The organism is Microbulbifer maximicatervae (SeqCode) (assembly GCF_052467815.1).
On the sequence record NZ_CP174326.1, the window covers coordinates 345,803 to 359,061 of the forward strand.

The 13,259-nt window shown below is 43.3% G+C and carries 12 protein-coding genes; all 12 read left to right on the forward strand.

Going from position 1 to position 13,259, the window contains the following annotated elements; translation table 11 throughout:
• Positions 1 to 90: 90 nt before the first annotated feature.
• The 12 genes from ACJJIW_RS01520 to ACJJIW_RS01575 all read left to right on the forward strand — a co-directional run bounded on the left by ACJJIW_RS01520 (position 91) and on the right by ACJJIW_RS01575 (position 12,597).
• On the forward strand, positions 91 to 957 hold the full coding sequence (locus ACJJIW_RS01520) for a TIR domain-containing protein (RefSeq protein WP_444936534.1): 867 nt from the start codon (positions 91 to 93) through the stop codon (positions 955 to 957).
• Positions 954 to 1,493: a hypothetical protein gene (locus ACJJIW_RS01525; protein ID WP_444936535.1), complete on the forward strand. Its 540-nt coding sequence runs from the start codon at positions 954 to 956 to the stop codon at positions 1,491 to 1,493. The genes ACJJIW_RS01520 and ACJJIW_RS01525 overlap by 4 nt, the downstream gene beginning before the upstream one ends.
• A 535-nt stretch (positions 1,494 to 2,028) precedes the next feature.
• Positions 2,029 to 3,191 (forward strand): IS3 family transposase gene (locus ACJJIW_RS01530; protein ID WP_282932943.1). Its coding sequence is split into 2 segments (ribosomal slippage): positions 2,029 to 2,287 and positions 2,287 to 3,191, totalling 1,164 coding nucleotides; the frame shifts between segments, so codons are not numbered across the junction.
• Positions 3,192 to 3,547: 356 nt separating this feature from the next.
• On the forward strand, positions 3,548 to 4,678 hold the full coding sequence (locus ACJJIW_RS01535) for a phospholipase D-like domain-containing protein (protein WP_444936536.1): 1,131 nt from the start codon (positions 3,548 to 3,550) through the stop codon (positions 4,676 to 4,678).
• Positions 4,679 to 5,424: 746 nt separating this feature from the next.
• Entirely contained in the window at positions 5,425 to 6,153 is a 729-nt protein-coding gene (locus tag ACJJIW_RS01540) for an SMI1/KNR4 family protein (protein ID WP_444936537.1), read from the forward strand.
• Positions 6,154 to 6,949: 796 nt separating this feature from the next.
• A complete protein-coding gene (locus ACJJIW_RS01545; protein ID WP_444936538.1) occupies positions 6,950 to 7,312 on the forward strand; it encodes a hypothetical protein in 363 nt (120 codons plus the stop codon).
• Between the two features lie 166 nt (positions 7,313 to 7,478).
• On the forward strand, positions 7,479 to 7,865 hold the full coding sequence (locus tag ACJJIW_RS01550) for a type II toxin-antitoxin system YafO family toxin (RefSeq protein WP_108732066.1): 387 nt from the start codon (positions 7,479 to 7,481) through the stop codon (positions 7,863 to 7,865).
• 182 nt (positions 7,866 to 8,047) lie between these two features.
• Positions 8,048 to 9,210 (forward strand): IS3 family transposase gene (locus tag ACJJIW_RS01555; protein ID WP_444936539.1). Its coding sequence is split into 2 segments (ribosomal slippage): positions 8,048 to 8,303 and positions 8,303 to 9,210, totalling 1,164 coding nucleotides; the frame shifts between segments, so codons are not numbered across the junction.
• A gap of 716 nt (positions 9,211 to 9,926) precedes the next feature.
• Complete coding sequence (locus tag ACJJIW_RS01560) at positions 9,927 to 10,400, forward strand: SF0329 family protein (protein ID WP_444936540.1); 474 nt, start codon at positions 9,927 to 9,929, stop codon at positions 10,398 to 10,400.
• Positions 10,401 to 10,469: 69 nt separating this feature from the next.
• A complete protein-coding gene (locus tag ACJJIW_RS01565) occupies positions 10,470 to 10,892 on the forward strand; it encodes a GNAT family N-acetyltransferase (RefSeq protein ID WP_444936541.1) in 423 nt (140 codons plus the stop codon).
• Positions 10,893 to 11,420: 528 nt separating this feature from the next.
• Positions 11,421 to 12,020 carry a DUF6630 family protein gene (locus ACJJIW_RS01570; protein WP_444936542.1) on the forward strand — a complete coding sequence of 200 codons (600 nt, stop codon included), beginning with the start codon at positions 11,421 to 11,423 and terminating at the stop codon, positions 12,018 to 12,020.
• Between the two features lie 178 nt (positions 12,021 to 12,198).
• Positions 12,199 to 12,597 (forward strand): hypothetical protein, encoded by a 399-nt coding sequence (locus tag ACJJIW_RS01575; RefSeq protein WP_444936543.1) that lies wholly within the window; start codon positions 12,199 to 12,201, stop codon positions 12,595 to 12,597.
• The last annotated feature ends 662 nt before the right edge of the window (positions 12,598 to 13,259 follow it).

Genomic DNA, 13,259 nt, shown 5'->3' on the forward strand with positions numbered 1-13,259 from the left:
AGTGTAGCCCCTGACATAAATGGCTACGCGCCTTTTTGTATCATGTGCTATCGGCGTTGGACGAGACCACCACATCAAAACGAGTAACTAATGAGTAGAATATTTATTTCAAGCACTCACCGCGATAGAGAATTCGCCAATGATTTGGCAGAAAGACTTCGTAGTCATGGCCTGAACCCTGTATATGATGTGTTTGAGGCTGAACTTGCTGAAGAGTGGTTGCACCATGTTCTATACAACGTTGAATCATCTGATGTTGTATTGCTATTGATGCCAGAACATAATTATGAGAGTAAATGGATTCATCGAGATATTAATAAAAATATAAGATATAAGCTGAAAAGCCGGAATATTTTGGTGATTCCTGTGTACTTGGGTAGGCGTAGGTTCTTGCCTTCGTTTAGTGATCAGGTTTCGTTCTTCATCGAAAATCAAAGTTATAGAAAATCCACTAAAGAATATTCAGAAAGGTCTATCGAGAAACTCGTCACTTATCTCTCAAATTTGCCCAAAGTAAATTTCGAGCTTTTAGAACCAATGAATTTTGAGCTCTTAATAATAGAACTGCTGAAAAAGCTGAGGTTCTTAGATATTGAGCATCAGCGCTTTGGTCGCGATATGGGGTTTGATATCTCAGCAAAAACAAAAACACGAAACCCTTTTGGTGGTGTTAGCTACATCTACTGGGCAATAGAGGTTAAATACAACAAAAACTCACGTGCTGATATTAGCTCTCTTAAACAGCTAAGTTACTACCTAGAGGATAGAAGCTTGGATGTTAATGGTGTGCTGATTACTAATGGCCAGCTGACTTCAACAGCTCGGGAGTGGTTGGAATACAATGAAAAGGAAAAAAGGACTTCTATAACTGTCGTTGATGGCGTTAAGTTAAAACAGCTTATATTGAAATACCCTCAATTGGTCGAACACTTTTTCAGTGGTAGAGGTGATCAATGACACAGATCACCGATATGGTAACGAGATTGAATGCTGTCCCACCCGGCAGAGCCGGTTGGTCGGATTTTGAGGCAATCTGTACTGAAATACTGACTTTTCTTTTTGTACCTCCGTTGTCACAACCAAAAATTCAACCAAGGTCATACTCTGGCATCGATAGAAGGGATGCTGCATTCCCGAATAGACAGGATCTGGGAGATAATGTTTGGGCTAAAATATATCGAGAACTTGAGGCCAGATTAATTCTATTCGAGTTTAAGAACTACGATATAACTGAAATTGGCAAGGAAGAAGTAAATCAAACCAGGAATTATCTAAATAGAGCTATGGGCCGACTCGGGATAATTTGTTCGAACAAAGATCCTGTAGATCAGGCTCACATCAAGAGAAACACGATCTTCTCTGAAGAAGGGAAGGTAATTCTTTTCATAACAAAAGATAAGTTGGAAGAAATGCTTTACATCAAGGAAAGGGGAGATGATCCGGGCGATCTGATAATGGATGAAATAGAATGGTTTTATTTGCAACACGAATAGCGCCTAAAAGCGCATGTTGTCGTATTGTTTTTCCTTTGCGTTCCAAACCAGTCGCAACTGCGCACGTTAGGCATCTATATGGAATATACAAATAAAAATTAATGATTCAGAATAAATCCAAATTAAACAGCTTAGTAGGGGAGCTTCAAATCACGTTTATGACTGTAATTTTTTAGCTTCATTTAGAACTGGAGAGAAGACATATTCACAGGAGGTTATCCTGTATTTTAACTCGTGGATTTAGGTTCAGGTCTTCACCCTATCCAAGGTATTAGTCTTGGCATTTGGCTATTATACCGCCTGCTGACTTCAGCTTAATAACCTCAGCCATTACTAACCGAAGCGCTGCTGTATCCCACCACTTTTGTCTATCCCGCGATGGTGGCTAGTGGGTTCGGCCAACTTATGAATCAGTGGCCACGCTGACAGCTTCATAGCAGCAAGCTAAACAGATCTCCCCAGATAAGAACGTGTGATCCTACCCACCAACGACGGACACTCTCTTAAGCGATAAACTACGCAGCAGAGGTGCTCTATGACAAGATCAAATAAACCAACCAAAACCACTCGTAAACAGTACTCAGAGGAGTATAGAAAGGATGCCCTAGCACTTGCGCTCAAAGTTGGGGTAAGCGTTGCCGCTAAACAGCTTGGGTTACATCCTTCTCAGATTTACGGATGGCGAAGCAAGGCTAAGTTACATCAGAGCCGAGGGGATGCCGAGAGAGAGCTGGCCACAGAGAATGCTCGCCTTAAGCGGCAGCTGGCTGAGCAGGCAGAGGAGCTGGCGATCTTAAAAAAGGCCGCAGCGTACTTTGCAAAGAGCCTGAAATGAGGTACGCCTTCATGCAAATGCACAGGCATGAATTCAGCATAAAAGCGATGGCCAAGGTATTGAACGTATCTCGCAGTGGGTTTTACGACTGGGTGTCAAGATCGGCCGGCCAATCCAGGTACCAGCAGTACCGAATGCAGCTCGATAGCTTGGTACAGCAGCGCTTTATAGCCAGTAAAGAACGTAGTGGCTCTCCTCGCCTGACGAAGGAGTTGGCCAGTGAGGGGAGTAAATATAATCAAAAAACAATTGCTGCCAGCATGCGTCGACAGGGCCTACGGGCTAAAGCCGCCAAGAGATATAAAGCCACAACCTATTCAAAACATGGTCTGCCAGTAGCTCCAAATCTGCTCGAGCAGAACTTCAATGCTGAAGGGCCGAATCAGAAATGGGCTGGGGATATAACCTACCTGAGAACGGAAGAAGGTTGGTTATATCTGGCTGTAGTGATAGACCTATATAGTCGGCTAGTTATTGGTTGGGCGATGTCAGAAACGATGACAGCTACATTGGTCTGTGACGCTCTTCAAATGGCTTTATGGCGACGTAAGAAACCTACGAATGTTATCGTGCATACTGACAGGGGAAGCCAGTATTGCTCTAAAGATTATCAATCTTTGATTACAGCTTATGGTCTGCGGTGCAGCATGAGCGCCAAAGGTAATTGCTATGATAACGCTTGTGCAGAAACATTCTTTCACTCACTTAAGGTAGAAGCAATCCATGGTAACCGCTTTCCCACAAGGTGCCTCATGCGAGAGACCGTATTTGAGTATATAGAGATAGACTACAATCGAAATCGCTTACACAGCGCCAATGGCTATCTCAGCCCTGAGGCGTTTGAGGAACAACTAGTCGCTTAGTGGTGTGTCCGTTGTTGATGGGTAGGATCAGTGATCTTCCACTCCACAACTGCGTCATTGACTCTACCCGTTAGATCACATGGCTTCAGTAACCTTGACCACCTCACCTCCAGGCTAAGTCTTATAGGATGTTTCTATTCGTCAGCTCGTAGCTTTGCTAGCGGCCTCCTCCCAACAAGACCTCACGGTGTTGTAGTTGCCATTCGCTAGTAGTTAGCATTTAATGGAACCCATTAAATGGCGATCTTCCTACAAGGTACTTTCGTCCCATTAGTCCACATCCATGCTGGGCGTACCAGGGCCATCAAGTTCGCTCCCCTCTGTCACCCGACGCTAGCATAGTTTATAGAAATGTTATGGCTCAAGGTAGAACCATGCAAACTATCTCAAATATTGAAAACAATCACCTACTTAAGCTTCAAGAGCTATTTGCTCTGAAAAGCAATAGAATCGTTATAATATCACCATACTTGGAGAGTGATATTCCCTCACTTCTGTCTGAATTTGATTTCTCACACACTGGGCAAATTGACTTAATTACAACATTCAAACCATCAGACAAGGAACAACTAACGAAACCAGAAAAGCTCAAGGCATTTTTTGAATTCTTTCAAGAAAATTACCCAACCATAAAAATTAAGCTACATGTTGATAATTCACTCCATGCAAAAGTCTATATTCGAGTTGGTCCTGAACGACCAGAAATGATAATAACCTCTGCAAACTTCACTAAAAATGGCCTCATTTACAATAATGAATGGGGTTATAGTGTTACAAATAAAAAAGAAGTTCAATCACTGCTTGAAGCCATATTCAGTAACATTGAATATACAGATATCACGTATCATCAAATCAAGAAAGCAGCATCATTCTCGGAGCAATATAGCAGTAGCAATCCTGAATGGATTGAATCACCACAAGTGACATCGGATATTCTGTCAGTAATTTACTCATCAGAAGACAAATCGAACAAAAATCCAAAATATTTTCTCAAACCAATAGGTACAAGTGAATCACCAGTAACCCTGGAAGAGCAGCGAGATTTTTCCGACCTTCATCAGAACTTACATTTTTCAAAGAAAAAGCCTAAAGGAGTGAGGAAAGGTGATGTGGTAATCACGACTGCCGTTGGTGCAGGCTCAATCCTTGCTTATTTTAAAGTCACAGGTGGTTTAGAACATGTAACCGAACATGAAATATCTTTAGAGGGATGGAAAGAACGCTGGCCTTGGTACATGGAAGGCAAAAATCAATCAATAAAATTCTCATCTGAATGGTGGGTACATAATTTACGTAGGCAAGAAATTCTTGACGAATTTAATCAAACTCATACTGAAATCCCTGTCACAGTGGCTGGAGGCTTTTCTCTTGGAACACTAAACATGGGGAATGATAAAGTTCAAATAACAGAAGAGTTTGCATTATTCATCATTGACAAAATTAAGACTGTGCAATCAAGCATAAATCGGGTAGCCGGTAGTTTCTAGCTACCGGTCCCACACCACCCATCGTGTGGGTCCGCAATGGGCGGTCCCCTATCCACAATTAATCTCTACCCAACGATAGAGTCAAGCAGGTTTTAATCTGCTATGAGTGCCATGGCAGAGCGCCACCTAAATTTTATCCGACTGGAAACATATCGGTAAGCTAGCTCTGTCTTTTAACTCGTGGAGCTTAGGTTCAGGACTTCACCCTGTCCAAGATATTAATCTTGCCATTAGGCTGCTATGCCGTCGGCTGACTTCTGTTTAATCACCTCGACCGTTACCGACCGGGGCGCTGCTGTGCCCCACCATTTTTGTTTACCCCACGATGGTGGCTAACGGGTTAGGGCTACTTATGAGTCAGCGGCCACGCTGACAGCTTCACCGCAGCAAGCTAAACAGATCTCCCCAGATAAGAACGTGAACTTTCACTACACAACTGTATCATTGACTCTACCCATTAGAGCACCCGGCTTCGGTGCCCCTCCCCAGTCTAAGCCTTATAGGATGTTTCTGTTTGTCAGCTCGTAGTTTTGCTAGCAGCTTCCTCCCCACAAGACCTCACGGTTTTGCAGTTGCCATTCGCTAGTAGTTAGCGTTTAATGGCGCCCATTAAACGGTGATCTTCCTACGCCAGACTTTCACCCCATTAGTCCACATCCATGCCGGGCGTACCAAACGTAGTCGGGCGACACAAAATACGCACGCCTGCTACGGATGTTATGGGTTTTTTGGGTAGAGCCTTTGAAATGAAAAAATTACTTTTAATGGCAGTTGTATTTGTTTTGCTGGGTTGCGCTACAAATAATATAGATATGCAAAAAGAAAAGACAGATTTAACGTTACGCAATTCGTGGAAGCGAATAGATGGCTGGCTATCTGAAAATGCTCCTAAAATACGGGACGCGCTAAACCCTCCTGCTAGCGAAGAAGCTATAACTGAACTGGAAGAAACTATCGGTGAAAAATTGCCTGAGGACTTAAAGGAGCTTTATCGAATCCACAATGGCTTAAATAGGAATGCTGTTGCAAATCTTGTTTATGGTTTACAGTTCTATTCAATTGAAGAAGTCCTACTAGAGTACTCCAGACTAAAAAACATTAAAGATATGAAAGATTTCCCAGCATTAAATTATGCTGATCCAGGTGTAAAGGTAACTTCCGTATCAAGTATGATGCGTATTCCAATAGGAGATGACTCTAGTGGGTGTGGGCTATTTATAGACTTAGATCCAAATTCAGAAGGTAAGATTGGTCAAATAGTTTTGTATGATCAAGATTATAATATAGCGCTAACCCTAGCTTCATCAATAGAAGAAATGTATTCTGATTTTGCAAATCACTTAGAAGCTGGTAGGTACAAATTATTGGAAGACGCTCTAGTTGATGGTGAACACTGGTTAGACGCAGATGCAGAGCTAGATATTATTAATTGGCACAATTCAAAACGGTGGAAAGATATTCTTGGCAAGCGCTAATACATAAATCGGGTAGCAGGTATTGTCTAGCTATCGCCCCCACACCACCCATCGTGCAGGTCCGCAATGGGTGGTTCCCTATCCAAAATGAATCTCTATCCAACGATCGTATCGAGCAGATCTTCATTTGAACTGAGTGTCATGGCGGTACGCCACCTCAACTTTATCCGGTTAAAAGCATATCGGTGGGCCAGCCCTGTCTTTTAACTCATGGAATTTGGGTGCAGGCCTTCACCCTGCCCAAGGTATTAATCTTGGCATTTGGCTACTATGCCGTCGGCTGACTTCTTATATAATAGCCTTGATCATTGCCGACCGAAGCTCTGCTATGTATCACTACTTATATCTATTCCCGCGATGGTGGATAGCGGGTTGGGCCTATCTATGAGTTAGCTACCACGCTGACAGCTTCACAGCAGCAAGTTAAACAGACCTCTCCAGTTAAAAACGTGAACTTTCACTACACAACTGCATCATTGACTCTACCCGTTAGGTCACCCGGCTTCGGTGCCCTTGGCCACCTCACCTCCAGGCTAAGCTTTACAGGATGTTTCTTTTCGTCAACTCGTAATTTGCTAGCGGCTTCCTCCCCACAAGACATCACGGTATTGCAGTTGCCATTCGCTAATAGTTAGCATTTAATGGCGCCCATTAAACTGTGATTTCCCTACTGGGGACTTTCACCCATTAGTCCGCGTCCATTGGGTGTACTAAGTCAATGTTGTTCGCCACTGCGTGACTGGACTTGCTGACGCTTGCCGCAATCTGAATCGGTAGCAAAGATCGAGAAAAATTAATGAAATCTATTAGTTATGAAAACCTAAATAGCCTCTATCAATGGATGGATTTCATCGTAAATAAAAAGGACGTTTCTTTAGATGATGTAGATTGCAATTTAAAAATATTCGGCGAAGGAGATGATGCCTATTTGGTAATCAATATATATGAAGGCGAATCCAATTCGACTGAATATTATTTCAAACCGGATGCCCCTGAGAATGGTCTATTACCACTTATCTCAACTTTAGCTGAATTTAATTTCTCAGTTAAGGAAATCTTAGAAAAACTTCCATCTCAAAAATACACAAAGGATGATATCGGCTGTTATTCAATCTTCAAGGGCATGAAAATATTTAAAGAAATCGTGATATCCAATTAAGGCCTATTACATGAAAAAGAATACGCAAATTAACGTGAAATATTCCGTTAAACATACAACTCAAAAGCCCATCTCTGAATCATCGCTAATTATATCATCTAAAAATACCGATAAGGCCTTGGAAAAAAAGGAAGAAAGAAAAGAGTAATACTGAGGAATTTACCGAATGGAAGTAAAGGTTTTTACCTCTTCTCTAATACGGGATACGATGCCAGAGTCGGAATTGGCTAGTCTTGTATCGGAATTCAGAACGTATAAAAAATCCGGAAATGCTCCGCTACTCTTTGGTCGAGATGCCTCATACAATCGTCCAGATGCTGTACTCAAAGCAGATATGCATCATATCCATCTGAAAGGCAATGAGAAATGGAGCTTAAATATTGTCCAGTTTCGAAGGTTGAGTAATCTACATCTTTTATATTGTCGCGGTTTTATGAATCCGAATGCATACTTGCTGATCGCAGTTATAGATAGAGCGCATGAAAGGGCTAGAAATATCAATTTCATGCTGGATATGGCTGAAATTGCTGAGGGTTTTAGATCTAAAGTCTAATGCTAAATCCGGTTGCCAGTAGCCGGTAGCCGGTAGTATCTAACTACCGGCCCCCACACCACCCATCATGCGGGTCCGCAATGAGCGGCTCCCTATCCGTAGTGAATCTCTACCTGTAGTGGTCTACTAAACCCGGACATCAATTTAGGTGGTAAAGTTGCCATCGAAAATAGAGGTGTTCAATGAGTAGACAACGTCGACCCTTTTCTCCTGAATTTAAATTAGAGGCTGCCCGCTTGGTAGTAGATCAGGGCTATTCAATTACTGAAGCAGCCCGGTCGCTAGATGTTGGTACAACGGCTATCCGCCGTTGGGTGAAGCAACTAGAGGCAGAGCGAGGTGGTGAGACGCCTGCAAGTAAAGCACTTACCACTGAGCAGCAGAAAATTCAGGAGCTTGAAGCCCGTATCAATCGCCTGGAAAGGGAGAAAGAAATACTAAAAAAGGCTACCGCTCTCTTGATGTCCGACGAGATGAATCGTACGCGCTGATAGACCGATTGAGTGAGCAGGAGCCCGTGGAGCTGGTCTGCAAAGCGTTTGAAATACCTCGATCATGCTACTACGAATACAGGAAAAAGAAGAACTCCGTTGATGTACCCAGAATGCATCTCCGCTCCAAAGTCATTGAAGTCTTCGAGCGCAGTCGTAGCTCTGCAGGAAGTCGTACAGTCGTAGGTTTGCTTTATGAGCAAGGGATATCAATCGGACGCTTTAAAGTCCGAAGACTAATGTGTGAGGCCGGCTTGGTGTGTAAACAGCCTGGTCCTCACAAGCATAAGAGAGCAATAGTCGAGCACTTAGATATACCGAATGAACTTGATCGCCAGTTTAATGTTGAGAAACCCAATCAAGTTTGGTGCGGTGACATTACCTATATCTGGGCTGGTTCAAGCTGGTGCTACCTGGCTACCGTTATAGATTTACACGCTCGCCGTATCGTCGGATGGGCCCTCTCAAGGAAACCAGATGCCGCACTAATAATAAAGGCACTGGAAATGGCCTGGGAGCAGCGAGGAAACCCCAATGGAGTTATGTTCCACTCGGATCAAGGCAGTCAGTATACCAGTCATCAGTTCCGCCAACGGCTGTGGCGCTACCGAATGACCCAGAGCATGAGTCGACGTGGAAATTGCTGGGATAATGCACCAATGGAAAGACTGTTTCGGAGCCTGAAAAGTGAATGGATACCCTCTCTCGGTTACACCTCTATCACAGAAGCAAGCCGAGACATCAGCCATTACTTGATGACTTACTACAACTGGGAGCGTCCCCACCAACACAATGACGGATTACCGCCTGCAAAAGCGGAAGAAAAACTTAACTTACTGTCCGGAAATAGTTGACCACTACAACCCAACGGTAGCATCAAGTAGCCCTTCATTTGAGCTGAATGTCATGGCAGCGCGACACCTCAACTTTATCCGACTGGAAACATATCGGCAGGCTAGCTCTGTCTTTTAACTCGTGGAATTAGGTTCAGGCCTTCACCCTGCCCAAGGTATTAATCTTGGCGTTTGGCTACTATACCGTCTGCTGACTTCAGCTTAATAACCTTAGCCATTACTGACCGAGGCGCGGCTATATCCCACTACGTTTTTTCCATCCCCGCGATGGTGGCTAGCGGGTTGGGCCTACTTATGAGACAGCGGCCACGCTGACAGCTTCACAGCAGCATGCTAAATAGATCTCCCCAGATAAGAACGTGAACTTTCACTACACAACTGCATCATTGACTCTACTCGTTAGATCACCCAGCTTCGGTGTCCTTTGCCACCTCGTTTCCAGGCCAAGCCACATAAGAAGCTTCTGTTCGTCAGCTCGTAGTTTTGCTAGCGACCTCCTCCCCACAAGACCTCCCGGTATTGCAGTTGCCATTCGCTAGTAGTTAGCATTTAATGGAATCCATTAATTGATGAGTTTCCCACAAGGGACCTTCACATCATTAGCCCACGCCCATGCTGAGCGTACCATGCGCAGGCATAATCGCGCACTTTGTGCGCTGGACTCGCAACAAGTTGCTCGCCCGTGCGGCGGGCATTAGTACTACCAAGAGTGAAGAATGTCTAAACCGTGGAGTAAGTTACAAAAAGAGTTCTATCTTCTTCGTGCAGAAGGGCTGAAATTGCAACTACAATGTCGTTCCTATCGAATGAACTCACAAATGGGAAGTACGAATTGTCCGCGCTACTGGATAACTCTCGGAAAAGATATCATCTGGGATTATCCAAAAGATTTTGTGGGTAAGTCACATCCGGAGAGAAAACCGTCGAAGTGGTATCCGTATGGAACTGACATTCCAGATATATCAAATCTAATTCGTGAATACATAGATACTCCTAAAGACGAAATTATGAATAAGGTTTTTGAAAATGACTCCTGGGGGCTTATCAATATACTTCGAGCTGCAGATAAACGCATTGGAACTAGACGCCTGCACAAATTGAAGAAAAAAATTGGTAATAAAGCGGCTTTAAAAATTATAGAATTCCGCATGGCCTCAGCACTAACTAAACAGTCAACCGGACTCTGCTAAGCATGGTTCGTTTTACTTACAATACCACATTTAGCTTCGCTCAATTATTGAGATGTTTCGACTAGACCAATGACAGAATTTATTAAAACCCAAGACTTGGATAAATCTGCAAAACTAACTCTTGCCAACATGCAGGAGTACTATGACATGTATGGCATTGACTGGAATTTATCAGATGTACGCAATGCAATTGAAGATCTTGAGAACTATGATGTAGTGAATGATGATGGAGTTTTTGGGGTTGTTAGACTCTCATTTGAAAACAATCGCTGTCAACTGCGAGATATTCAAGTTGTATCTAATCAACAAAACAAAGGGTTAGGCGCTTTAGTTATCTCTAAAGTAACCGAGCTTGCAAGGCAAAAAAAACTAGGGTTCATTGATCTACGAGTATTTAAACGTAGTCCAGCATATAGACTTTATGGTCGCCTAGGGTTTGTCATAGAAAACGAAGATGATAAATTTTACCAAATGACGCTTACAGTCATATAAATCGGGTAGCCGGTAGTTTCTAACCACCGGTCCCCACACCCGCCATCGTGCGGGTCTGCAATGGGCCGTTCCTATCCGTAATCTCTGCCCAACGATAGCGTCGAGCAGCGCTTGAGTTGAGTTGAGTGTCATGGCAGTGCGCTACCTCTGAGTCAGCGGCCACGCCGACAGCTTCACAGCAGCAAGCTAAACAGATCTCCCCAGATAAGAACGTGAACTTTCACTACACAACTGTATCATTGACCCTACCCGCCTGATCACCCGACTTCAGTGCCCTTCTCCAGGCTAAGCGTTATAGGATGTTTCTGGTCTTCAGCTCGTAGTTTTGCCAGCGGCTTCCTCCCCACAAGACATCCCTGTGTTGCAGTTGCCATTCGCTAGTAGTTAGCATTTAATGGAACCCATTAAATGATGATCTTCCTACAGGGGACTTTCACCCATTAGTTCACGCCCATGCTGGGTGTACCAATCAGCCGACCGCAAAATCCTCGGCTGATTGAGGCGTTACATATACAATGAGGTACAACCTTGAAACTACTCATAATCATTGGCATATGCTTAGCTTCTTATGCTCTCTATGCCAGCATGAAGAAGGCTGGTAAACCAACACATCCATTAAGTAGCTTGATATCATTAATTTCTAACTCTAGTGAGAAGGTAAGTACCGATATAAATCTATATTTAAATTCACCTGAATCATTCTTGAAAAAATATGAGTTCGAACTCAGAGAAAGAGATATTGAATCAGTAGATGAGATGTCTGATTCCGTCGTTGTAGTAGAAATTTTACTGAAGAATAAATTTCTTATATACGTAGATGGCGCTCATGAACCAAATGATGCATTGTTACAATTAAACATCCTTTCAAAGGAAAAACTACAGACAGCAGACTCATACAATGAGATCATGGATTTCTATAGATCAAGTAAGTATGGCATTGCAACTTTCCTACAGGATGGTGAATGGCCCTCTCTATTTAAATGCGCAAACGAAGCAGGCTTTAAGCTTCTTGCTATTGATGAAGATTCTGATTCCTTGCCATTAATCCTTGTGCCACTTGAGAAATCCCAAGAAATTCTAGGGGCGTTTAGAGAGGCAAGACTTAAGACCTATTTTTCAAGTAAATAAATGTAAATTGGGTAACCGGTAGTTTCTAGCTACCGGCCCTTAGACCACCCATCGTTCGGGCCAGTAATGGCCGATTCCCTATCCGTAATGAATCTCTACCCAGAGATAGTGTCATGGCAGTGGACTCTGGTTATTTGCCTACCCATTTGCGGTCTTTTTTGATAGGAGTTTTAAATTAATGATCTCAGAACTTAGATTGAGTGTTCTACTTCGAGGAGAAAAGTTTTCACCAAAGGAAGCAGAGAATGTCACAGGGCTTAAACTTCAAGACAAATTAGAGCTTGGTGAGATTTCTCCGAGGGGGCGCTATCGAGGTAAGCCTATTCCCTATGGTACTGCTCAGCTAGAAGTTCCCGCCGAAATACCATATGAAGATAGGTTGATGTGGATAATTCGAGCCCTCGAAGTAAACCTTAAACAGCTATATGAATGTGGTGCTGAAGAGACAAGAATTTATGCAGGTTACTTCTATAAAGATCAATGCAATTTTGGCTTTAGCAGGGAAGAGTTGTCGTCAATAGCGAAGCTTGATATAGATTTTTCTATATCGTGTTACGACATGTCAGATGAGGAATAAATGCACTAAATCGGATAGCCAATAGTTTCTAGCTACCGCCCCCGACACCACCCATCACGCGAGTCGTTATTGGGCGGCTCCCTTTCCGTAATAAATCTCTACCCAACGATAATGTCGAGTAGCTCCTCATTTGAATAAAGTATCATGGCGGTGCGCAACTTCCGAGTCAGTGGCCACGCTGACAGCTTCACAGCAGCAAGCTAAACAGATATCCCCAAATAAAAACATAAATTTTCACTACATAACTTCATCATTGACTCTACCCGTTAAATCAACCAGCTTCGGTGCCCTTGGCCACCTCGCCTCCGAGCTCAGTCTTATAGGGTGTTTCTGTTTATCAGCTCGTGGTCTTACCAGCGGTTTCCTCTCTACAAGACCTCACGGTATTTCAGTTGCCATTCGCTGGTAGTTAGCATTAAATGGTGATCCTCCTACAGGGGACTTTCGCCCCATTAGTTCACGCCAGTGCTGGGAATACTAAGTTTAGGCAGCATCGTCCCTTTGGAGCTGAACAATCACGCTACGCTCCAGCAACCACTGATAAAATCGTTATATGGAAGTATATATGTTGAAGAAATTATCGGTACTATTGAGTTCTATTCTTTATATATCTTGTACGAATAACATCCCATATACCCACATCACGAAGGATAACTACGGGG